This window comes from Brotaphodocola sp. (assembly GCF_050873065.1).
In the GTDB taxonomy this organism is placed as follows: Bacteria; Bacillota; Clostridia; order Lachnospirales; family Lachnospiraceae; genus Brotaphodocola.
The window spans coordinates 1-23,888 of the sequence record NZ_JBNMIC010000032.1 but is presented as its reverse complement, the minus strand read 5'-3'; the positions used below and the strand labels follow the sequence as shown (position 1 = coordinate 23,888).

At 49.9% G+C, this 23,888-nt stretch carries 19 protein-coding genes; 14 read left to right on the top strand and 5 right to left on the bottom strand.

What is annotated here, in order from left to right; genetic code table 11:
- Window positions 1–52 precede the first annotated feature (52 nt).
- From ACR0QE_RS09435 to ACR0QE_RS09425, 3 genes are read right to left on the bottom strand one after another with little or no spacing between them, the layout of a single operon-like run.
- Window positions 53–955, bottom strand: a complete 903-nt coding sequence (locus ACR0QE_RS09435) for an ABC transporter ATP-binding protein (RefSeq protein ID WP_432628105.1) — start codon at window positions 953–955, stop codon at window positions 53–55.
- Window positions 952–1,944, bottom strand: a complete 993-nt coding sequence (locus ACR0QE_RS09430; RefSeq protein WP_432628104.1) for a FecCD family ABC transporter permease — start codon at window positions 1,942–1,944, stop codon at window positions 952–954. Before ACR0QE_RS09430 ends, ACR0QE_RS09435 begins: the two co-directional genes overlap by 4 nt.
- Window positions 1,934–3,070, bottom strand: a complete 1,137-nt coding sequence (locus tag ACR0QE_RS09425; protein ID WP_432628103.1) for an ABC transporter substrate-binding protein — start codon at window positions 3,068–3,070, stop codon at window positions 1,934–1,936. Before ACR0QE_RS09425 ends, ACR0QE_RS09430 begins: the two co-directional genes overlap by 11 nt.
- A gap of 147 nt (window positions 3,071–3,217) precedes the next feature.
- On the opposite strand from ACR0QE_RS09425, the gene ACR0QE_RS09420 reads away from it, so the two are divergent.
- Genes ACR0QE_RS09420 through ACR0QE_RS09410 form a run of 3 tightly spaced genes read left to right on the top strand, consistent with a single transcriptional unit; the run spans window position 3,218 to window position 6,853 of the window.
- A complete protein-coding gene (locus tag ACR0QE_RS09420) occupies window positions 3,218–4,006 on the top strand; it encodes an FAD binding domain-containing protein (protein ID WP_432628102.1) in 789 nt (262 codons plus the stop codon).
- Between the two features lie 19 nt (window positions 4,007–4,025).
- A complete protein-coding gene (locus ACR0QE_RS09415) occupies window positions 4,026–4,541 on the top strand; it encodes a (2Fe-2S)-binding protein (protein ID WP_432628101.1) in 516 nt (171 codons plus the stop codon).
- Window positions 4,538–6,853, top strand: a complete 2,316-nt coding sequence (locus tag ACR0QE_RS09410) for a xanthine dehydrogenase family protein molybdopterin-binding subunit (RefSeq protein ID WP_432628100.1) — start codon at window positions 4,538–4,540, stop codon at window positions 6,851–6,853. Before ACR0QE_RS09415 ends, ACR0QE_RS09410 begins: the two co-directional genes overlap by 4 nt.
- Here the strand turns inward: ACR0QE_RS09410 and ACR0QE_RS09405 are convergent.
- Window positions 6,837–8,186, bottom strand: a complete 1,350-nt coding sequence (locus ACR0QE_RS09405) for an MATE family efflux transporter (protein ID WP_432628099.1) — start codon at window positions 8,184–8,186, stop codon at window positions 6,837–6,839. The genes ACR0QE_RS09410 and ACR0QE_RS09405 overlap by 17 nt on opposite strands.
- A 383-nt stretch (window positions 8,187–8,569) precedes the next feature.
- On the opposite strand from ACR0QE_RS09405, the gene ACR0QE_RS09400 reads away from it, so the two are divergent.
- The 11 genes from ACR0QE_RS09400 to ACR0QE_RS09350 all read left to right on the top strand — a co-directional run bounded on the left by ACR0QE_RS09400 (window position 8,570) and on the right by ACR0QE_RS09350 (window position 23,597).
- Entirely contained in the window at window positions 8,570–9,913 is a 1,344-nt protein-coding gene (locus tag ACR0QE_RS09400; protein WP_432628098.1) for an MATE family efflux transporter, read from the top strand.
- A gap of 169 nt (window positions 9,914–10,082) precedes the next feature.
- Entirely contained in the window at window positions 10,083–11,756 is a 1,674-nt protein-coding gene (locus ACR0QE_RS09395; protein WP_432628097.1) for an AAA family ATPase, read from the top strand.
- 3 nt (window positions 11,757–11,759) lie between these two features.
- Window positions 11,760–12,857 (top strand): 5-methylcytosine-specific restriction endonuclease system specificity protein McrC, encoded by a 1,098-nt coding sequence (gene mcrC / locus ACR0QE_RS09390; RefSeq protein WP_432628096.1) that lies wholly within the window; start codon window positions 11,760–11,762, stop codon window positions 12,855–12,857.
- Between the two features lie 201 nt (window positions 12,858–13,058).
- Window positions 13,059–15,650 (top strand): calcium-translocating P-type ATPase, PMCA-type, encoded by a 2,592-nt coding sequence (locus tag ACR0QE_RS09385; protein WP_432628095.1) that lies wholly within the window; start codon window positions 13,059–13,061, stop codon window positions 15,648–15,650.
- Between the two features lie 231 nt (window positions 15,651–15,881).
- On the top strand, window positions 15,882–16,469 hold the full coding sequence (locus tag ACR0QE_RS09380) for a rhomboid family intramembrane serine protease (protein WP_432628094.1): 588 nt from the start codon (window positions 15,882–15,884) through the stop codon (window positions 16,467–16,469).
- 99 nt (window positions 16,470–16,568) lie between these two features.
- Window positions 16,569–18,914 carry a YceG family protein gene (locus ACR0QE_RS09375; protein ID WP_432628093.1) on the top strand — a complete coding sequence of 782 codons (2,346 nt, stop codon included), beginning with the start codon at window positions 16,569–16,571 and terminating at the stop codon, window positions 18,912–18,914.
- Window positions 18,915–18,916: 2 nt separating this feature from the next.
- Entirely contained in the window at window positions 18,917–20,059 is a 1,143-nt protein-coding gene (locus ACR0QE_RS09370) for a toxic anion resistance protein (protein WP_432628092.1), read from the top strand.
- Window positions 20,060–20,174: 115 nt separating this feature from the next.
- Complete coding sequence (locus ACR0QE_RS09365) at window positions 20,175–20,756, top strand: TerD family protein (protein ID WP_432628091.1); 582 nt, start codon at window positions 20,175–20,177, stop codon at window positions 20,754–20,756.
- 135 nt (window positions 20,757–20,891) lie between these two features.
- Window positions 20,892–21,485, top strand: coding sequence for a TerD family protein (locus ACR0QE_RS09360; protein WP_432628090.1), 594 nt, complete (start codon window positions 20,892–20,894; stop codon window positions 21,483–21,485).
- 317 nt (window positions 21,486–21,802) lie between these two features.
- Window positions 21,803–22,264 (top strand): MarR family winged helix-turn-helix transcriptional regulator, encoded by a 462-nt coding sequence (locus ACR0QE_RS09355; RefSeq protein WP_432628089.1) that lies wholly within the window; start codon window positions 21,803–21,805, stop codon window positions 22,262–22,264.
- Window positions 22,254–23,597 carry an MATE family efflux transporter gene (locus tag ACR0QE_RS09350; protein WP_432628088.1) on the top strand — a complete coding sequence of 448 codons (1,344 nt, stop codon included), beginning with the start codon at window positions 22,254–22,256 and terminating at the stop codon, window positions 23,595–23,597. The genes ACR0QE_RS09355 and ACR0QE_RS09350 overlap by 11 nt, the downstream gene beginning before the upstream one ends.
- Window positions 23,598–23,684: 87 nt before the next feature.
- Here the strand turns inward: ACR0QE_RS09350 and ACR0QE_RS09345 are convergent.
- A partial coding sequence (locus ACR0QE_RS09345; RefSeq protein WP_432628087.1) for a hypothetical protein occupies window positions 23,685–23,888 on the bottom strand: 204 nt, incomplete at its 5' end.

The following is a 23,888-nucleotide window of genomic DNA, read 5'->3' as shown; positions in this document are numbered from 1 at the left end:
AATTAAGAATCGTCGGTAAAAAATGATGGATGAAACAGACATGCGAAAGCTCTCACCGGAGAAGGAGCACAAGACGGTCTGAAACTTTTTCTTCCGGGATCTGCGCCTGTGGAAACGAGAGCTGTGATGTCTGTGGATTTTGTGTCTGTGAATTTTGTGTCTGCGGGATTCGCACAAGGCGGACGGGGCCATAGATTTCGGAAAAAGCGTTTTCCATTTTTTGGTCGGAGTCCGTCTTTGGATGCAGGCAGGCAGATACCCTTCCATCTTTTAAGAGCAGGATCTGGTCGCAGAATTGAAGTGCCAGATCGGGACTGTGGAGACAGACGAGAGTCGTTTTTTTGTGTTCTGCGGTCTTTCTTGCGATCAGGCGGAGCATAAAACTGCGGTTTGGAAAGTCGAGAGAACTGTCCGGTTCATCGAGGAGCAGGAGAGTGGTGTTCTCGATGAGAGTCCGGGCGAGAATCGTGAGCTGTTTTTGCCCTCCGCTGAGCGTGAGATAATCGCGGTCTGCGAAATCTTCCATTCCAGTCTGCCGGAGTGCATCCTGCGCCTGCTTTCGCATGAGGGCGGACGGATGTTCAAACAGTTTTAAGGCGGAATGAAATCCCATCAGAACGACGTCCAGAACAGACATGGAGATCGAGATCCCGGTCTGCTGAGGAATGTAGCTGATCTGGCGGGCGAGACTGCGGACGGAGAGATTCTCAAGCGTTAAGCTGTTCAGACGGCAGGTGCCGGAGTGTGCAAGATCCTGACAGATCGTGCGGATCAGGGTGGTTTTCCCGCTTCCGTTTGCGCCGAGAAGTCCGGTCACGGTTCCGCAGGCATCGATCGAGAAGGAGAGATCATTGAGAATGGGCTGTCCTCCTCGGAACACACGGAGGTGTTCGGCGGAAAAGACGGGGAAAACCGGCTCAGGTGCCGGATTTAAAGCTTCGTGGGTGAATGTCATACAGCGTCCTCCTCTCTCTTTGCGAGAATCAGATAGATCAGGAACGGGGCACCGAGCAGGGAGGTAAAAATGCTGACGGGAAGTTCCGTCGCGGCAATCCCTTTGGCGAGCGTATCTGCGGTGAGAAGGAGAAAACTGCCGATCGTGCCGCTTAAAAAACAGCAGGAGCGTCGGTTGTGCCCGCACAGCATGCGTGCTGTGTGAGGAGCAAGAAGACCGACGAAACTGATGAGACCGGTGACGCTGACAATGGCGGCGACGGAAAAGGTCGCGAGAAAGAGCAGGACCATGCGCATCGTTCCGACAGAGATTCCGAGCATGCGGGCCTCCTCCTCCCGGACGGAGAGCATCAGAAGATGGCGGTGAAGCGAGAAAATCACAGCACAGCAGAGGCAGACGGTGACGATCGAGAATGGGATCTTTGAGAGCGTGACTCCGCCGAGACTTCCCATAATCCAGTATTCAATCGAGGCAAGTTCTTTCTCAGGATCGGCTGTCAGTTTCAAAAACATCAGGATGGTCTGTGCGAGTGCATGGACCGCAATTCCTGCGAGAACGATCGAGGAACGGCTTTTTCCCGGAGCAAGGGCGGAGAGCCCGATGGAGACACAGACGGCGAGAAGTCCGCCTACAAATGCGCAGACAGTTGTCGCAGCCATGCTCGAGGAGAGAAAGAGAATCGCAAAGGCAGCACCGGCGCTTGCACCCGATGAGACTCCGATGATGTCAGGCGAGGCGAGTGGGTTTCCGAAGATGGTCTGGTAGACAAATCCGGCAACGCCGAGTCCAAATCCTCCAAAAAGTGCCATGAGTGCGCGTGGAAAGCGCAGAATCCAGAATGTACGAATAGCCATCCGGTCCCCCGCAAGAAGCGCTGCGGGGGAGATCGGATATTTTCCGATCAGGATGGCTGTGAGAAAGGATGCACATACGAGCAGGGAAGAGATCCCAGCAAGAAGTGCGGTGTTTTTCAAGTTTTTACTGTGCATTTACTTCCGGGGTGAAACCGTAGAAGGTCTCATAGAAATCGCTGGCGGTTTTCTGGTAGTCTTCCTCAGAGACGAGATCCGGGTGAAGAACAGAAGCAAGATAGATGCTTCCAAGGAAACTTCCCGGTACCGGGGAGTCGAGTGCCTCGATATCGTCAGGCAGTTTTACGACATGGCCGTCTTTCACAGCGGTGCAGTCAGCAAGTGCGCTGTCGCCGAGAACGGAATCTGTTGTGTAGGAAGCGTCGGAAGCCAGAACGATATAGTCCGGATTCCAGGAGAGGATCTGCTCATAGGATACCTCCGCCCAGTAGGAATCACTGATTTCGGCAGCGGCATTTGTGCCCTTTGCATGCTCAATCAGGCTGGACTGATACATAGCAGGACCGGCAGTCTCAAGCAGGGCGCTGTTTCCGCCGAGGTATACGGACGGGGTATTTTCAGCGGCGCTTAAAGTTTTCTCTAAATTCTCAAGAGAATCTGTGATGTAGGACTTTAACTTCTCACCCTCGGAAACCGTGTTGGTGGCCTGATCGATTAAGTCGATGGCATCAAAGAGCAGATCCTGGTTTTCCGGCTTTACAGCGAGGACAGTCAGACCAAGCTCTTCCATTGCAGGGATGGAGTCCTTTAATTTTGCAGGAACGATCACAAGATCCGGCTTTAAAGATGCACAGCCCTCCAAATCAAATTCCTTTGCGGTTCCGACGCTCGGGAGGTCCAAAATCTCCGGGGCACTGAGCTTGTAGATGTTGCGGGTGTCAGCCTTTGCCTCAACGCCGACAAGTTTTTCGTCGAGTCCGAGTGCGATCATCAGGCTGGTGGTGATATAGTAACCGCTCACGAGAGATTCCGGTTCCTTCTCGATCGTGACTTCACGTCCGAGCTGGTCGGTGACAGTGAGCGGATAGGTGACAGTTGCGTCTGTGCTGTCTGCGGCAGAAGTCTCGGAAGCCTCTTTTTCAGTGTTTGCTGCACTGCTCTCAGCGGCTGTCTTGGAAGCTGCCTCGGAAGAAGTCTCAGCAGATGAAGAAGCGGAAGTGGCATTGCCGCCGCACGCAGTTGTGCTGAGTGCAAGTGCCATAGACAAAAAGATTGCCGATAATTGTTTGATGTTCTTTTTCATAATAGTCTCCCTCTTTTGAACAGATTCGTTGTAGTAATAAAACAACAACGGTATTATATCAGAAAGTATGTTAAAATAAAAGACAAAACTGGAGTGCGTCTCAAAAAGGACAAAAGAAGAAAGAGAAAAAAAGAGGAGATCGGGATTATGATGACAATTCGGGAGTACAGGCGGGTGGAGAGCCTTGAGGAAGCCTGGCAGCTGAATCAGAAGAAGAGCAACCGGGTGATCGGGGGAATGCTCTGGCTGAAAATGAGTCATGGCAGAGTCGGGACGGCGATTGATCTGTCGGGGCTTGGCTTAAACCAGATTGAGGAGAAGGAAGACCGCTTTGAGATCGGTGCGATGGTCACTCTGCGTGAGCTGGAATTAAATGCGGGGCTTGAAGCATACACGAGGGGAGCACTTCGCGAGTCCGTGCGCCATATTGTGGGGGTTCAGTTCCGCAATCTGGCGACGGTGGGGGGAAGCATCTTCGGGAGATTTGGATTTTCCGATGTCCTGACGATGTTTTTAGCGATGAAGACAGAGGTGGAACTGTACAAGGGCGGGGTTGTACCGCTTGAGACATTTGCGCGTGAGGGAGCAGGGGGAGACATTCTGGTCAAGCTGATTGTACATAAAGAAAATGCGGATTTCTGCTATCAGTCTGTCCGGAATACGAAGACGGATTTCCCGGTTCTGACCTGTGCGGTCGCGAGAGAAGAGGGCGGAACTTACCGCATTGCGATCGGGGCGCGTCCTGCGAGGGCGGTTCTGATGGAGGTTTCGCCTGATGAGAAAAATCCGAGTCTGGCACAGGCGGTCGCTGCGAGAGTGAAGGAGACGGTTGTGACAGACAGCAACCTGCGCGCAAGCGCAGCATACCGCAGACATTTGGCGGGAGTTCTGACAAGACGCGCAGTCGAGCGGCTTGAGGGCGGAGAAGAGAGATAGATAGAGAGGGAGAGAGTCGATGCAGGTTAGCTTTGTGTTGAACGGAAAGAACGTGTCCGAGGAGATCGGGGCGGATACGCTTTTGATTGATCTTGTGAGAAAGATGGGCTGTTACAGTGTGAAAAGAGGATGTGAGACTTCAAACTGCGGTCTCTGCACTGTCTTTTTGGATGAAAAACCGGTGCTGTCCTGTTCGGTTTTGGCTGCGCGGGCAGACGGAAGAAGCGTGACGACACTTGAGGGGCTTCAAGAGGAGGCAGCAGAGTTTGGCGCATTTATTGCGGATCAGGGCGCAGAACAGTGCGGATTCTGCAATCCGGGATTTATTATGAATGCACTTGCACTGTTTCGGGAAAAGGAATTTCCGAGTGAGGAGGAGATCAAAGAATATCTTGCGGGAAATCTCTGCCGGTGTTCCGGATATGAGGGACAGCTTCGCGGAATTCTGGCCTTTCTGGACTGGAAAATGAACCAGAAAAAGGAGAATGAAGAGAATGATAAGGAGAATGCAGGAAGGGAGGCAGAGAAGAGATGAAGCGAGAACAGAACCTTGTGGTAAACCATGCAGTGCGCAAAAAGGATGCGATGCAGCTTGTGACGGGACAGCCGGTCTACATGGATGATTTAGCTCCCCAGAATTGCCTGATTGTAAAGCTTTTGCGCTCCCCCTATGCAAATGCGATTGTTCAGGAAGTCAACACGGCAGCGGCGATGCGGGTGCCGGGAATGGAAGTGATTTACACCTGGAAAGATATTGACCAGAACGGCAGGCGCTACACCCAGGCGGGACAGACGTATCCGGAAGCGAGCCCGTATGATCGCCTGATTATTGACCGTCATGTCCGCTTTATCGGGGATGTGGTTGCGATTGTCGCCGGCAGAGATGAGGCCTGCGTCGACAAGGCGATGCGGATGATCAAGGTGAAATATGAGGTGCTTGAGCCTGTTCTCGATTTTCACACGGCGAAGGACAATCCGATCCTCGTGCACCCGGAGGAAAACTGGGAGAGTCTCTGCCCGGTAGGCGCAGACAACAGGAGAAATCTCTGTGCGCACGCAGAGTCATCGAATGGCGACATCGATGCGGTTCTGGCGGACTGTGACATTGTGATTGATCATGTCTATCACACGAAAGCCTGTCAGCAGACGATGATGGAGACGTTCCGCACGTACTGTTCGATTGATCCGTACGGGCGGCTCAATGTGTTCAGCTCGACCCAGATTGTGTTCCATTGCCGCCGGATTCTCGCAAATGCGCTCCACATTCCGAAATCGAAAATTCGCGTGAGCAAGCCGAGAATCGGAGGCGGATTCGGGGCAAAGCAGACAGCGGTCTGTGAAGTTTACCCGGCATTTGTGACCTGGATGACGAAGAAGCCGTCAAAGATCATCTACACCCGCGGGGAGAGCATGACTGCCTCCACACCGCGCCACGAGATGGAGATGCATGTGCGTCTCGGTGCGACAAAGGACGGAATTGTCCGGGGAATTGATCTTTACACCCTCTCCAACACGGGTGCCTACGGGGAACACGGACCGACAACCGTCGGACTTTCCGGCCATAAATCAATCCCGCTCTACGGAAAGGCGGAGGCTTTCCGTTTTGTCAATGATGTGGTGTATACAAACAGGATGTCCTCGGGCGCTTACCGCGGATACGGAGCGACACAGGGACTCTTCGCTGTGGAGTCGGCAGTCAATGAGCTGGCACAGCGCCTTCACATGGATCCGTTTGAGATCCGTGAGAAGAATATTGTCAGAGAGGGCGATGTGATGCCCGCTTACTATGGTCAGGTCAACACAAGCTGTGCGCTCGACTGCTGTCTCAAACGGGTTCACGAGATGATAGACTGGGATCACAAGAAGACTGTCCGCGATATGGGAAATGGAAAGGTCCGCGCAGTCGGAATCGGCATGGCGATGCAGGGTTCCGGAATCGGTTCCGTCGATGTCGGAAGTGCGACGATCAAGGTCAATGACGACGGCTTCTATACGCTTGCGATCGGTGCGGCGGATATGGGAACCGGCTGTGATACGATTCTTGCCCAGATTGCGGCGGAGGTTCTCGAGTGCCCGATCGACGACATCACAGTCTGTGGAGCGGACACGGATTTCTCTCCTTATGATTCCGGCTCCTATGCGTCGAGTACGACGTATGTGACCGGAAAGGCGGTGGAGAAATGTGCGTTGCAGATTCGCGAACAGATCTGTAAGCTCGGGGCAAAGAAGCTTGGGTGTGCACCCGAGAATGTGATATTTGACGGGAAATGGGTCTATACGGATCCGGAGTTATCAGAAGGCAGACAGGAGAAAGTCTCCCTTGTGGATCTTGCGACCGCTTCGATGTGTGGAAATGATATTGCGCTTGAGGCGACGGTGACGAACAGCTCCAAGCTCTCCCCGCCTCCGTTCATGGTGGGAGCGGCAGAGGTTGAGGTCGACCTTGAGACCGGGGAGGTGGAAGTGCTTGACTATGCGGCGGCAGTCGACTGCGGTACTCCGATTAACCCGAATCTTGCGAGAGTGCAGGCGGAGGGTGGAATCCTTCAGGGAATCGGAATGGCGCTCACTGAAAATATCACTTACACAAAGCGGGGACAGGTGTTAGAAAATTCTCTGATGCAGTATAAGATCCCGACCCGTGTGGACATCGGCAGGATTCGGGTCGCTTTTGAGAGCAGTTATGAGAGCGAGGGACCGTTCGGAGCAAAATCGATCGGAGAGGTTGTCATCAACACGCCGCTTCCGGCTGTCGCAGATGCGGTCAGCCGGGCGGTCGGAACGCGCTTTTATGAGCTTCCGATCACACCGGAGCAGATCGCGACAGCTGTCATGAAACAGGAGTGAAAAAGTAATTTTTCGGACCCGGGCGAAGGAAATATGTTAAGTGCATCCCGATCGACAGCAGAAGCGTAAAGAACTCTGCGGTCGGGATCGCAATCCAGGCACCGTTGATTCCGAGGATCGGCGGAAGCACGAGCAGGGAGATCACGGTGAAGACAAGTGTTCTGCTGAAAGAAAGGATTGCAGAAATCTTTCCGTTTGAGAGTGCCGTGAAAAATCCCGATGAGGTGATGTTGAGCCCGCTGAACAGGAAGTTAAACGCAAAGATCGGGAAACCTGCCTCTGCGAGCGCAAGCGTCTTCGGATCCTGGGTGAACACGGTCACGAGCGGACGTGACAGGGAGATCGCGGCAATCAGCAGAACCACGGAGGAAGCAGCGACAAAGAGGAAGGAGATCCGGTAAACATTTTCAAGCTCCTCCTTGTTGCGCGCCCCGTACTGGAAGCCGACAATCGGGCTGACACCGATCGAGAATCCCAGATAGAAAGCGTTGAACAGAAACTGTCCGTAAAGCAGGATTGTGATCGCGGCAACTCCGTGTTCTCCTGCCAGATTCATCAGCACAATGTTGAAGAGAAAGGTCACAACCGCGTTTGAGAGCTGGGTCACCATCTCGGAAGAACCGTTGTAGCAGGCGAGGAAAAGCTCTCTCGGGCGCAGGGTAAATCGGGTAAAGTGCAGTTCTTTCTTGGAAAAGAGAAAGAAGCAGACGCCCGCGATTGCCGGCACAGACTGGCCGATTCCGGTTGCGAGAGCGGCACCGCCGATACCGAGGCCACAGATGACGATCAGCACGTAGTCGAGAACGGCATTGAGGATTCCGGCTCCGATTGTCAGAAACAGACCAAATCCCGGGTGGCCGGCAGTGACCAGGTAAGACTGGAACAGGGACTGGAGTGTGCACGCCGGGGCAAAGCTGACTGCGATGGACAGATAGATCCGGCAGTCCTCAAGAAGTACCTCGTTGGAGCCTAAAAACAGGGAGATCGGGGTCAGGAAAAGCTGAGTCAGAACCAGAATGAGGATGCTGAGGATCAGACTGACAACGACAAACTGGGTCAGGCATTCTCTGGCCTCTTTGGGCTTTTCCTCGCCGAGATAACGGCTGATGATGGCGTTTCCTCCTGTTCCGAACATGGTTGCAACAGCGATGACGACGTTGATAACCGGAAAAACAATATTTAAAGAAGAAAGCGCATTGCTTCCGATAAACCGGGAGATAAAAATTCCGTCAACGATCGTGTAGAGTGACATGAACATCATCATCACGATGGATGGAGCTGCAAACTGCAAGAGCTTCCATGGAGTGAAATGCTGATTGATGGAAGTAGTCATAATCGATAAAAAATCCTTTCTTTAATATTTCTCTTGTGGGATAGCACTCAGCATAGCCTATTTCATATAGGTTCGTCAAGCCTAATCGTATTGACATTTCCGGAAGATTTGTTATAATACAGTTGCTCGTTCGGAGGGTGAATCATTCAGAAGAAATGATAAGCTGGATAAGGCGGCAGATTGAGATATCTGCTCCTTGTCCGGCTTTTTTATTTCATAGAAACTTTTTTATTTCATAGAAAGCTGGGTTTTATGAAAAAACAAAAATGTTTTGTGGGGATCGGGGATGTAATATGTAAACTGCACTTGTAAGGTACTAATAAAAACAAAACGTAGAAGTTCACCTGGTGGAAAGAAAAAAAGAGATAAGAGGAGAGAAAAACATGAGACAAAAAACGAGAAGTCTGACGGAGGGGAGCGTTTTTAAGAGTCTGATTGCGTTTGCAATCCCGATTTTTTTCAGCCTGTTTTTGCAGGCACTTTACGGAGGCGTTGATCTTCTGGTGGTTGGACGGTTTGCGGGAACTGCGGATGTCTCCGGCGTTGCGTCAGGAAGCAATCTGCTCCAGACTGTGACCAATGTGATCACAGGCCTTGCAATGGGAATCACGATTCTTGTCGGAGAAAAGATCGGACAGAAAAAGCCGAGGGAGGCCGGAAAGGCGATCGGAAGCGGAATCTGCCTGTTTCTGGTATTTGGGCTGATTCTCACAGCGCTGCTTCTGGTGTTTGCGGAGAGAATTGCGATCATGCTCCATGCGCCGAGTGAGGCATTCCGGGAGACAACGGCTTACATCCGGATCTGCGGGGCAGGCTCGCTCTTTATTGTGGCTTACAATGTGCTGAGTGCGGTCTTTCGGGGAATCGGGGATTCCCAGACTCCGCTTGTGACGGTCTGTATTGCCTGTGTGGTAAATATTGCGGGGGATCTTGCGCTTGTAGCCGGTCTTCATTTAGGAGCGGCAGGGGCTGCGCTTGCGACTGTGCTTGCCCAGGCGGTCAGCGTGATGGTTTCACTTGTGATTGTCAGCAGAAAAAAGCTTCCATTTATCTTAAAGCGGGAAGATATCCGGTTTCACGGCAGGGTGGTCCAAAAGGAGCTGAGACTCGGAACTCCGGTTGCGCTTCAGGAATTTCTGGTCGGAACCTCTTTTCTGGTACTTCAGATGATCGTCAACAACTTTGGAGTGACGGCGTCGGCCGGAGTCGGTGTGGCGGAGAAGGTCTGTGTATTTATGATGCTTGTCACCTCGGCGTTCATGCAGTCGATGTCGGCATTTACCGCGCAGAACCGCGGTGCGGGAAAGCCGGAGCGCGCGAAGTCTGCTTTAAAGAGCGGCATGATCACTGCGTTTGTGGCAGGGGCCTTTATGGGCTACCTCGCCTATGTTCATGGGGATGTCCTCAGCAGCCTGTTCTCGAAGGATTCAGAGGTGATTGCCGCTTCCCACAGTTATCTCAAGGCATATGGGATAGACTGTTTCCTGACTCCGTTCTTATTCTGCTTTATCGGATACTTTAACGGATGCGAGAAGACTCTGTTCGTCATGATTCAGGGGCTCATCGGCGCGTTCGGAGTGCGAATTCCGATTGCGTATGCGGTGAGCAAAATGGCGGGGGCGACGCTGTTTGAGATTGGACTTGGAACACCGGCATCCTCCACGGTACAGCTGATTCTTTGTCTGCTTGCATTTTTGTACTGGAAGAAAAAAGGGTATTTTTCGTAAATCGAAATTGAAAAATAGAGAAAAACGTGAGAAAATGACAGGAAAGGTAAAGGCATAGCGGAAAGCGAGAAAAAATTAGAGTAAAAGAGTTAACGTATCGGAAAAATATCAAAAAGTATCAGAATTAAAGTATCAGAATCAGAGATAGAAAGAAGGGCGGAGTGAGGCGATGTTTCATCCGGAAAATCTGGCAGAGATCCTCTCTGCCTACAAGAAATCCTTTCGGGATCACTGGGGCGGGGAGTGTTACAAGTGGAGAGCGATCCGGCATTTTCAGACGTACTGGGATCTTGAGGCGGATGATTTTGGGCAGATGTTTATGAAGGCGACAGAGAAGACCGAAAATCTGCTCGCAAATCGAAACAATTATCCGCGCAGGATGATCGCTCAGTTTGCGGGTGCCGATGCGGAGGCCCTCCGGAGTATGTTTCGCAGTCTGTTTGATGAGTCGGAGGAGGTTTCTCAGAGGATCGGACAGTTTCGGGCATCGGCGGACTGGCTTCGGATAAAGTATGATGACGGGACGTGGAATCAGCACTACCAGACTGCAAACGCGATCACGACGTATCTGTGGCTTAAGAACCCGGACAAGTATTATATTTACAAGTACTCGGAGGCGCTTGCGCTCGCAAAGGCGGTGAAGTCCGATTTTCAGCCGATCCGGGGAGATGCCATCCTGAATGTGCAGGGAACATACCAGCTGTATGAGGAGATCCGGGATGTCCTCAGAAAAGATTCGGAACTCGATGAAGTTTTCCGGCAGGTGTGTGACGAGTCCTGCTATCCGGATCCGGAGAAGATCACGATGACGACAGATCTGGCCTTTTTTGTCAGCCGCTATTATCTCTCTCATGTGTCGGAACAGCAGCCGTCAGTCAGAGTGCCAAAAGAAAAGCTAGAAGAGAAGCCAGTAGAGAAGTCAGAAGAGAAGCAGAATAAGGGAAAAACAGATTTCAGAAAAATAGAGAAAAAGAGCTTGGAACCCTATACGAGGGAGGACTTCTTGCGTGAAGTTTATCTGGGAAAAGAGCAGTTTGACACCCTTGTGATGCTGCTGAAAAACAAGAAAAATCTGATTTTACAGGGTGCGCCGGGAGTCGGGAAGACATTTGCGGCGAAGCGGCTTGCCTACGCGATGATGGGAGAAAAGGATGAGTCGAGAATTCGGCTGATTCAGTTCCATCAGAATTATTCTTATGAAGATTTTATTATGGGATACCGGCCGGTGAACGAGGGTTTTGAACTTCGTGAGGGGATTTTTTACCGCGCGTGTGCTTTGGCGGCTGCGGATCCGGGCAGGGATTATTTCTTTCTGATCGACGAGATCAACCGCGGAAACTTGAGCAGGATCTTTGGAGAACTTCTGATGCTGATTGAGCGGGATTACCGCGGGAGTGGGGCAATGCTGGCATACAGCCAGTCCCTGTTTTCTGTCCCGGAGAATCTTTACCTGATCGGAATGATGAATACGGCAGATCGAAGTCTTGCAATGATCGATTATGCCCTCCGCAGAAGATTCAGCTTTTTTGAAATAGAACCGGGATTTCTCTCAGAGGGATTTAAGCGCTATCAGAAACTGCTGCAAAATAAGCAGTTTGACAGGCTGATTGAGCAGATTGTCGAGCTGAACCGGGAGATTCGGGAGGATGAGTCTCTTGGGGAGGGATTCTGCATCGGCCACAGCTATTTTTGCGGACGGGACCGGGAAACCTGCACGCGGGAATGGATGAGAATGGTTGTGCGCTATGACATCATTCCGATGCTTCGCGAGTACTGGTTTGATGAGCGGGAAAAATTGCAGAGATGGGAAAGACGCCTCTGCGGAGTGCTGGAAGAAGTCTGAGATATGAAAGACAAAGGAATTTTTATCAAAAATATTTACTATATGCTGGCGTATGCATTTCGGGTGCTGCGCCAGAATTCATATGAGGAGGTTGCCGCGGAGGAGTTTGAGACGGTTTTGGACCTCTTTGCAGAGATTTTGTCCCGCGGGATCTCGCGCCAGTTAAAGCAGGGACTCTACCGGACTTATGATGTCCGGGAGGAAAATCTGCCGGCGGTGCGGGGAAAACTCCTGATTGCCGGGACGATTCGCAATCAGATACAGAGAGACAGGAAAGTATGCTGTGAGTACGAGAAACTGTCGGCCAATAACCTCTTTAACCAGATTTTGAAGGCGGCAATGAGAAAGCTGATCGGGAGTGAACAGGTGAAGCGGGAGCGGAGGGCAAGATTAAAAAAACTGTTCCCGTTTTTTGACGAGGTGGATGAGATCGAGGTCTCAAAAGTCCGCTGGGAATCGATTCGCTATCAGCGCGGCAACGCCAACTATGAGATGCTCCTAAATCTCTGCTACTTTGTGTTCAGGGGGATGATTCAGACAGAGGAGGCGGGCGGGTACCGGGTGATGACATTCTCAGATGAATCGATGAGCCGCCTCTATGAGAAATTTATTCTGGAATACATGCGGCGTCATCACCCGTATCTGGAGGAAGTGAGGTCGGCACAGGTGAAATGGAATCTGACGGAAGAGCCTCAAGTTCGCATGATCCGCTTTCTTCCGGTGATGCAGACCGATATTTTTCTTCGATTGGGTGATGAGATTTTGATTATTGACGCAAAATATTATGGGCACACGATGCAGAGCCATTACGAGAAGGAGACGATTCATTCCGGGAACCTTTATCAGATCTTTACCTATGTGAAAAATCAGGATGCCGATGGGAGCGGAAAGGTGTCGGGAATGCTTTTGTACGCAAAGACGGAGGAGGAGATCACGCCGGAGGGCAGTTTTGTCATGGGCGGAAACCGGATCAGCGTGAAGACTCTGGATCTGAATCAGGAGTTTTCGGTGATTGCAGGACAGCTTGATGAGATTGTTGAGAGCAGTTTTGGTGCGCACAGGCTGCAAAACGACGGAACGGACAATAACAAGAAAGAATAGTAAGGTTTTTTGTATTCACGATGGGCATATATTGACAAAAAACGAGATATTTTATAAAATATTGTTTAGACAATTTTAAAAATGAAGTTCATGAAGTTGTCGAAAAGATTCAACACCCTAAAATTGAGATCCGGTCAAGCTGATTTAAGAGAAGACTGGCAAGACTGGATCGAGGAAAAGATAGGAGAAAATAGGAGAAAAATGAAGTTGCAGGGACTGTCATCAAAACAGGTAGAAGAGAGTCGCAGACAGCACGGGACAAATGAGCTGACGCAGATTCCGTCAGATCCGCTGTGGAAGAAAATTCTTGAGGGATTCAAGGATCCGATGATTATGATTCTGCTGGTTGCACTCGTTGTCCAGGTCGGGCTCTTCTTGATGGGGCAGGCAGAGTGGTTTGAGCCTGTGGGCATTCTGATTGCGATTCTGATTGCGAATGGAGTTGCATCCATCAGTGAAAATAAGCAGGAGAACAAGGCATCTGCCCTCAAGGAAGAGGAAGAGGCAAAGGAGATTGCAAAGGTAATCCGAGACGGAAAACTCCTTGAGATTCATGTCAGTGAGGTCGTTGTCGGAGATCTCGTGTATCTTCAGGCAGGTGATAAGATTCCGGCGGACGGAGTTGTTGTCGAGGGAACACTCAAGGTTGATCAGGCGGCTTTGAACGGTGAGACCGAGGAGGCAACCAAGATTCCGTGTCCGGACGGAGTGTCTTACGATGTGAAAGATTTGCTGAACAAGTATTATGCATATCGCGGAACTGTCGTGTGCGGCGGCGAAGGATATATGGAGATCAAGGTAGTCGGAGATAAGACGCTGTTTGGAGAGCTTGCACTTGAGGTGCAGGAGGAGACAAGACAGACTCCGCTTCAGGTAAAACTTGGTGTTCTCGCCGGTCAGATCTCGAAGTTTGGTTATATCGGCGCGATTGCGATTGTTGTGGGAATTCTCGCAAAGACCTTTCTAACAGGCGAGCTTCCGACTGGAATTTACGGATGGATTCGTCTGCTTCTCGATGCGATCACCGTTGCAATCACCGTCATTGTCTGTGCAGTGCCGGAGGGCCTGCCGATGCTGACATCGATTCTTTTGTCCTTCCAGAGTCTTAGAATGGCGAAGGATAACGTCCTTGTCAGAAAGATCAACGGTCTTGAGACGGCAGGAAGCTTAAGCATCCTCTTCAGCGATAAGACCGGTACAATCACAGAGGGCCGTCTGTCGGTTGTGGAGCTTGTGACGGGAAATGTCGTTCCATTTAAGGAACTTACAAAGATGCCGTCTGCTCTGGCGGCGGATGTCATCATCGGAACCGGAATCAATAACAGTGCTGTCGCATCGAACGGTTCGATCATCGGCGGAAACAGCACCGACCGGGCATTGATGGCATATCTGATTGATTCTAAGGTTGTGAACTCGATCGCGAAGGAGGAGGCGAGAAACTTCAATGCCTTCGATTCTTCGAAAAAGTTTTCAAGTGTGACGGTGATGCGTGACGGAAAGAGTATGACCTACATCAAGGGTGCACCGGAGCGGATCGTTGAGAGATGTACGCATTACATTGATGAGAATGGCAATGTCAAGGAGCTGGTGGAGAAGAATTATCTCATGGCGCATATGGATGCACAGGCAGGCCGCTCGATGAGACTGCTTGCGGTCGCAAAGAGAGAGGGAGAATCCGATGAGGGAGATCTGACTCTTGTGTGCGTGATCAGTATCCGCGATAATGTCCGCAAGGAAGCTGCCGATGCGATTCACGAGGTGCAGAATGCAGGCATTCAGGTTGTCATGGTAACCGGAGACAGAAAAGAGACCGCTGTTGCGATTGCAAAAGAGGCGGGACTGCTCAAGAATCCGGATGATGTGGCTCTGACGTCCGCGGAGATGGCAGAGAAGAGCGATGAGGAGATGAAGAAGATTCTTCCTCATCTGAGAGTTGTGGCGAGAGCGCTTCCGACGGACAAGAGCCGTCTGGTGAGACTTGCACAGGAACTCGATGAGGTAGTCGGAATGACCGGAGACGGTGTCAACGATTCCCCGGCCTTAAAGAAGGCCGATGTCGGATTTGCGATGGGAAGCGGTACCGAGGTTGCGAAGGAGGCAGGAGATATCACGATTCTCGACGATAACTTCTCCTCGATTGAGAAAGCGATCCTGTACGGACGTACCATGTTTAAGAGCATCCGCAAGTTCCTGATCTTCCAGCTGACGGTAAACGTTGCAGCGGTTCTGACCTGCTTTATCGGACCGCTCTTAGGCGAAAATGTGATTCTCACAGTTATCCAGCTTCTGCTGATCAACCTTGCGATGGATACGCTTGCGGCGATCGCATTTGGCAGTGAGCCGGCACTCAAAGAGTACATGAAAGACAAGCCGGTTCCGAGAACAGAGAGCATTGTCACCAAGAACATGCTGATTGAGGTGATTATCAGTGCGCTGTACATTACCTTTATCTGCCTGTCGATTCTGTTCTTTGCACCGGTCAGAAATCTCTTTGGCGATGTCGATGTGACGTATTTGAAGTCAGCACTGTTTGCAACCTTTATGATGGCGATCACGTTCAACGGTTTCAATGCGAGAACCGCTCATCTGAATCCGTTTGAGAACCTGATGAGAAATAAGAACTTCCTTCTGGTTATGCTGTCTATCTTTGTGATGCAGTTTGTGTTCGTCACCTTCGGTGGAGAGGTGCTCAGCGTGGAGAGCCTGAGCCTGAAATCCTGGCTGATCTGTCTGGTTCTGGCCTTTATGGTCATTCCGATTGATATGGTCAGAAAAGCAGTTATGAGAAAATAGAGATCACTCTTGTACCATTTATATCGAATATCGTAGGGAAGATTCTCGCGGCTACAGTCGCAGGAGATATTGATGAGTTTGGCGAAAGCATGCGGAGAGAACAAAAAAGGTTCTGCCAGTGTGCTTTCGCCATTTTTTATTTCATCGAAATTGGAAATTACAGAAGAGACCGTGAAAAGACGGGCAGTAAAGTAAAAGGGCGGTCAGTGATAGAGAGAGGGGGGAAAGGGATTGAAAAACGCAAGAAGGTGGAGCATTTCATTCAACTCTCCGGTTGTGCTTGGATTTGCGGGGATTTGTCTTGTCGCGTGGGTGATGGGATGGATCTCTGGCGGGAGGTCTACTTCCCTGTTTTTCAGCGTGTACCGCTCCTCGCTCTCAAGTCCGCTTACTTACGTGCGGATGATCGGATATGTCTTTGGACATGCAAGTCTCGATCATCTTGTTGGAAATATGACGCTTCTTCTGATTATCGGTCCGATGTTAGAGGAAAAGTACGGTTCCATCAATCTTCTGATTGTCATGCTGATCACGGCGGCTGTCACGGGAATTGCAAGTTTTCTTCTGTTTCCTCACGTTCAGCTTCTCGGAGCGAGCGGGGTGGTGTCAGCGTTTATCCTGCTCTCCTCATTTACGAGCATTAGAGAACACTATATTCCGCTGACGTTTCTTCTGGTCGCCGTCCTTTATCTGGGCGGTCAGGTGTACGACGGGATTTTTGTGCAGAGCAACATTTCTAATTTTACACATATTCTCGGCGGAGTTGTCGGGGCGTGGTTTGGATTCTTTCTGACGAATCCGTCGAGACGTTTTCGCTGAAATACATAGAAGAAAGTATAGAAGAAAAAGACAAAAGAACAGTAAAAAAGACAGGAAAAGATACGACAAAGAAAACAGACCAGAAAGGAGAGCATCATCATGTTAGAGCGAATTTCCCTGCAAAAGCCGGATGATTATTTCCTTGATCTGGGAAAACGGAGCCGCAGGGGCGTCTATGTCTGCCGGATCTGCGAGTACAATGCGGGAGTTCACACGTTTATCCGGAAGTATTATGAGGCGGCACGCCTGTCCGGGGTGATTGTGGAGGGAAAATTAAAGAATCCCGATCAGCGCCAGCTCGAGTATTATCAGGAGATCATGGGGCCGGCATTTGAGGTTGACAAGAGCTTTTTTTCACAGCGACTGAAAAAATGGCTTCCTCGGATGAATGAACGGCAGAGGGAGAATGTGGCAGGAGCCATGTATGTGACGCTGATTCATCTGCGCGAGGGCGGAAAAAATGACAATATGCTCAAAAATGCATATATCAAATTCATGTGCTGGCTTTACTACCGATTTGAACGGATCGTCAATCATCTCGGGGAGGAGAAACTTCCAAAGATTCTCTATGAGGGAGAGATCAGCATCTACGAGCTGCTTCTGATGAGGGTGCTCACGCAGGCAGGCTGTGATCTGGTGCTTTTGGAATATCACGGAGATGAGGCGTACCGGAAGGTGGATCCATCCTCTGAGATGTCGGAAAAATTGTGCGCAGCGATGTTTGAGACACCGGGAGTGTCAGGAGGATCAGGCAGCTTAGATCTGAAATTCCCGGATTCGTTTCATCTCGGACAGATCCGGGAGGAACTGGAACAGAAACAGAACAGGGAACGTTTATACGGCACAGAAGCGGAAACGCTCATGCCGGCGACAAATGTCTGGCTCGATGCGGGAAATCCTCTTTTTGAGGAGATAAAAAAGCCGGCGGGGGAGCGCGGAAGTGATCCGAGATTCTTTTACAACTGTTTTTGCCGGATCTGTGGTGTGGAGGATAAACTCACTTATGAAAATGAGCTTTACCAGCTCGGGCAGTCGGTTCGGGGAAGCGGGCGAAAGCTTTTGATCGTCAATCATCAGATCTCTCCTCCGACTGTGGAGGAGATTGAAGCGATCAGGAGAAAAAACAATTATCAGACGTTAAGTCAGCTTGTGGAGGACTTGTCGAAGAATCTTTGCTGTGCGGATAACAGGGAGCTTCAACAGGTTATGAGGCGGGCTTTTGCAGAGGTGATTGAGGAGGGGCGAAAAACAGATGGCAGTACGCCAAGTCCGTTAAACCGTATGATGAATGTGGCAGTCTATCTGATCTGCTGGCTGAAACGATATCAGCGGGAACTGTTTCAGGGATGGAAGAAGCCGGAACTTGCCTGTTTCTTTCATCTCGGAGGGTGCCAGAATGAGAAAGAGGCGATGTTTTGCAGATTTCTCGCAAGGCTGCCGGTCGATGTCGTGATTTTTAAGCCGGATCTCAATGAGGCCTGCTGTCTGAGCGACTCCTTGCTCTATGAGGTGAATCATCCCTGTTCGCTGGCCATCCGGGCTTATCCGGAGGAGCATTCCGGGGTGAGCGTCGGGACGGCGGCTTACCACGCCGAGCGGGAGTTGGACAGTCTCATGTATCAGGATAGCGGGCTGTACCGCGAACAGCAGTATGCGAAGGCAAATGCAGTGGTGCTTAAGACGATGTATGAGGAAATTCCGATCCTGTGGGATCAGGAACTGAAATACCGCCCGGGTTTCAGCACATTTTCGGATACCGTCAATATGCCGGTGATCTTTTCCAAGATCTCCGGAGTGAAAAACGGGGAGATGGATGGGTACTGGCAGTCGATCAAGGCGCTGATCACAGCAGACACAGAAAATGTAACGGTGATCAGCAGGGTGCCGAATCTCACTGCCATCTCGGAGAATCCGATCAAGCCGTTTGCGGTGGAATTTTTCAGAAACGGGCGTCTGCAAAAAGAAAAAATCCGGCAGCATCGCGCTTACCCGTATGGCTTTCTGCGCGAGCCGATGCAGGAGTATCTTCTCGACAAGATCCAGCTTTTGATTGACCGGAAGACGATTCGGGGAACAGGGGAAAACGGGACGGAATTCACGATCGTCTCGACCGCTTTGAATCTGGAAAAACCGCTTTTGAGGATGATCCAGAAATTTGATTTCACAAAGAAGAATCCCAAGCTGATTTATATCATCGCCGGGGAGGAGATGATGTCTTTGGAAGATGCGATTCAGATGGCATTTCTGAATCTGGTCGGATTTGATATTTTGCTCTTTGTTCCGACCGGGTATCAGTGTGCAGAGCAGTTTTTCCGCGAGCAGATTTTTGAGGAGCATCAGATCGGAGAGTACCGGTATGAACAGCAGGTGCCGGATTTTAACCGGATTTCTTTGCATACACAGCGCCCAGGATGGTGCGAAAAACTTTTCAGGAGGAGGATATAAGTATGGGGCTTGATTTTAGCAGATCATCGAAGGCACCAGAGCCGCAGGAGGTGCAGGAGCCGAAAGATGAGCTAGTTGTCAAACAGTATGATATTGTGGCGGATCGTCAGCAGATGAACAGAGAGCTGACGAACTCTGCGGAGGTGGATGCGCTTGTCAGCACGATAGAGATTGACAACATGGAGACGATTGTCACTTTCGGTGCACATGCGGCGGAGGAGATCTCAAAAGTATCGGATGTCGTGTTAAACAGCATGAGTCTGTCACAGCTCGATGAGTCCAGCCAGATGCTTGCAGCGCTGGCAAAGATCATGGATAAGTTCGACATCGAGGAGATCAAGGAGAGCAAGGGCTTTTTTGACCGCTTCTTTGGAAATATGAGAAAGAAGCTCGATCAGATTCTCGACAAGTACCACACGATGGGCGGAGAGGTTGACAAGATCTATGTCCAGCTCAAACAGTATGAGGCGGAGATCAAGCAGTCAAACAGAAAGCTCGATCAGATCTTTGACGCAAATGTCAATTACTACCATGAGCTTGTCAAATACATTCTTGCCGGAGAGCAGGGATGCCGCGAGATCGAGGCGTACATCGCGCAGAGACAGGCAGATATGGAGACCACGGGGGATCAGTCGATCCAGTTTGAGCTCACGAACTTAAACCAGTGTCTGATGCTTCTCGAGCAGAGAACACAGGATTTAAGGACGGCGGAGAGTGTTGCGATCCAGTCCATCCCGATGCTCAAGACGATGGAATTCAGCAATATGAATCTGGTCAGAAAGATCAATTCCGCATTTATCATCACACTTCCGGTATTTAAGCAGTCGCTGGCACAGGCGATGATGCTCAAACGCCAGAAGATTCAGGCAGAGTCGATGGCGGCACTCGATGCAAAGACAAATGAACTTCTGATCAAGAATGCGAAGAATACCGTTGAGCAGGCAAAACTGACCTCGAAACTGGCATCCGGCAGCTCGATTAAGATCGAGACGCTTGAGACGACATGGAGAACAATTGTAAATGGAATCGATGAGACGAGAGCGATTCAGGAGAACGCGCGCAGACAGCGCGTGGAGGATGCAAAGCGTCTTGAAGCGATCAAGCAGGAGTTTAACCAGAAGTATCACATGCCAAACAAGAGATAAGTTTTTACATCTTTTATTTTAATCGTAGTTTATCACCCGGAGAGGACGTTTCCTTTCCGGGTGATGGAAAATAAAAAAACAGGGTCATAGACCAGATGATAAGGAGGAAAATATTATGCCTATCAATTTATCAAAAGGACAGAAAGTCAGCCTTACAAAGGGAAATCCGGGACTCAAGAAAATCATGGTTGGACTGGGCTGGGATGTCAATGCATTTGATTCCGGCGCAGATTTTGACCTCGATGCATCTGCATTTCTGACAGGTGCAAATGGAAAATGCCCGTCAGACAAAGAATTTATTTTCTACGGCAACTTGGAGCACGAGAGCGGTGCGGTTGCACACATGGGAGATAACCGAACCGGAGCAGGTGAGGGAGATGATGAGCAGATTGAGGTAGATTTAAGCCTTGTCCCTGCAAATATTGAGAAAATAGCATTCACCGTCACCATTTATGATGCGGACAAGAGACACCAGAATTTCGGACAGGTATCGAATTCCTACTGCCGAATTGTGGATGAGAGCACCGGAGAGGAGATTGTTCGCTTTGATCTCGGAGAAGATTTCTCAATCGAGACGGCACTTGTGGTCGGTGAACTTTACAAGCATAACGGCGAGTGGAAGTTCAATGCGATCGGAAGCGGATTCCAGGGTGGTCTTGCTGCACTCTGCGCCCACTATGGAATCGATGCAGAATAAGATCTGTGGTGAAAGCCACAAATTTGATTTGCTTAAATTTCTTCAATCGTTTGTTTGATAATAAGACAGATAAGTGGATGGATAGAGGGGCCGGAAGGAAAGTTTGCATAAGGAAAAACAGGAGGTGCGGAATCGATGTCTGTAAAACTTCAAAAGGGACAGAAAGTCAGTCTGTCAAAAGAAAATGCGGGATTATCAAAAATTATTGTAGGACTGGGCTGGGATGAGGTGAAACAGCCGGGTGGCCTTTTCTCGTTTCTCTCAAGTCCGCAGGCAATCGACTGTGATGCGTTTGCCCTGATGCTCCAAAACGGAAAACTTGTGGACAACAAAGATATTGTGTACTTTCACAATCTGACCCATAAGAGCGGATCCGTGCAGCATATGGGAGACAACCTCACCGGTGCGGGCGAGGGCGATGACGAGCAGATTGTCATTGATCTTGGCCGTGTTCCGGCAGAGTATGACCGGATTGTGCTTGCCGTCAATATTTATGAGGCTTACAAGCGCCGTCAGCATTTTGGAATGATTCAGAATGCCTTTATTCGCCTTGTGGATGCGCGAAACAATAAGGAAATGTGCATTTACAATCTGACGGAAAATTATGCCAACCAGACAGCGATGCTGTTCGGTGAGGTGTACCGTCACAACGGCGAGTGGAAATTCAGCGCGATCGGTCAGGGAACCAAAGATGGCTCGATCGGTGAATTTGCAAGAAGATACACCTAGACATATCAGGAAGAGATCGCTGAGGGGTCGCCTGTAAGTCCCCCGATCGGATGAGATTTTTATTTTACCGTGCCGGACAAAACTACGTCTGGCACGGTTTTTTATATGATAGAAAATTGCGTCCTATCATACAAAAAATGCTCCGCAAGGATACGCACTCGGCGCAGGGGAAGAAGGTTGCCAAAACAACCGCGCCTCGGCGCGAGAATGTGCCAAGGCACATTCTTTTTTATTGCGATAAGAATTGACAAAATGAGAAATTTCTATATAATTATCAATGGTAACTAAAACTCAGAGGGGAGGAGTGAGAGAAAAGCATGAAAAACAAAACAATCAAGCGGATGTTTGACGCGTGCTATCAGGCAAAACGGACTCGGGAGATGCTTCCGCCGCTGCCAAAAGGCGTTATGCCATCTTACATTCAGTATCTGGATGCAATTCAAATGCTGGAGAAAGAGAAGGAACACGTGAAAGTGTCAGATGTCAGTGGTGCGCTGAATCTTCCGAGACCCGGTGTTACCAGGACCATCAAGGAGATGGAGATGAAAGGGTATCTTCGCAAGCTCGCTTCTTCAAGGGACGGACGCGTGGTCTATATTTCTGTCACAGAGAAAGGGAAAGAACTCTCGCAGAAGTACGACCAGCAGTATTTTGATGCGCTGTCCCCGTATATGAATGAGATTTCGGAGGAGGAAGCAGAATGCATGATCCAGACGATTGAGAAATTTTACCGGATCATGTGCGAGAGAAAAGAAGGGGGCAATTTTTATGACAAATGATAAGGCAGATTTTACACAGGGAAGTATTTTAAAGAAGCTGATCGCATTTATGATACCGGTTCTCGGTGCGCTGATTTTGCAGGCGGCCTATGGTGCGGTGGATCTGCTTGTGGTCGGAAGATTTGGATCGACATCTGGTCTGTCGGCAGTTTCAACCGGAAGCCAGGTGTTAAACTTTGTCACGTTTGTCGTGACACAGCTTGCAATGGGCGTCACGGTCCTGATTGCGCGCTATCTCGGAGAGAAACGCCCGGAGCAGATCGGTTCGGTCATTGGCGGTGCGGGAGTCGTATTTACCGTGCTTGCCGTGATTTTGTTTGTTATCATGGTGGGATTTTCGCGTGGAATTTCTGTTCTCATGCAGGCACCTGCTGAGGCGGTTGACCTGACATCGACTTATGTGCGCATCTGCGGAAGCGGCATTTTCTTTATCGTGGCGTACAACCTGCTGTCCGCAATTTTCAGAGGACTTGGAGACAGCAATTCTCCGCTGCTCTTTGTCTTTGTTGCCTGCATCATCAATGTGATCGGAGATTTGGTTCTTGTTGCGGGACTTCACATGGATGCAGCGGGTGCAGCGATTGCGACAGTTGTCGCTCAGGCATGCAGTGTCGTGTTTGCCATCATTCTTCTGATCAAGAAGGAAATGCCGTTTGTTATCAGAAAGAGTGATTTCAAGTGGAATGAACAGTGCCCGAAATTCCTTGAGATTGGATTTCCGCTGGCACTTCAGGAGATGCTCACACAGCTTTCTTTCCTTGCGCTGTGTGCATTCATCAACCGCCTTGGCCTGGATGCTTCGTCCGGATACGGTGTGGCATGTAAGATCGTAAACTTTGCAATGCTGATCCCGAGTTCCCTGATGCAGTCGATGGCATCGTTCGTCTCCCAGAATGTCGGTGCAGGAAAGACAAAGCGTGCGAGACAGTCTCTGTTTACCGGAATCGGTGTGGGTCTGGCTGTGGGATTTGTAGTTTTCCTGCTTGTCATGTTCAAGGGTGATGTGCTTTCTGGTTTCTTTACGACGGACACCGCTGTTATTGCGAGAGCGTATGAGTATCTGAAGGGATTTGCGTTAGAGACGATTGCGACCGCCATTCTGTTCAGTATGATTGGCTACTTCAATGGAAATAATAAGACTGTGTGGGTGATGGTTCAGGGCCTGATCCAGACTCTTCTCATTCGACTTCCGCTTGCGTATTTCATGAGCATCCAGCCGAATGCAAGTCTGACCAAGATCGGTCTTGCTGCTCCGATTTCCACGATTGTCGGAGTGATTCTGAGCACGGGATATTTTATCTACATGAATGAATTACCACGTCTGAAGTCTTAGTTTCCTACGCCATCAGGCGTGGTTTCTGAAAGACTACGATAAGTGGCTTATGGCTATTCACAAAGCCCTATCCCAATGGGATTACTTTTAAGCGACTATTTGTCGCAAAATATGTTCCTTTCGTCGCTGACGTTTTTGTTTTGATTTGCTGGGCAAATGGTTTGTTTGTAATTGTTTTTGGCAGTTTCTTTTCTGATTTTCATAGTCAGGATGAAGAATAATAAAAATGTTCTCAAAACAAGGCAGACTTTCCCCAGCAAAGGCTTGCGGATATGCTTTTCTCAAAATATT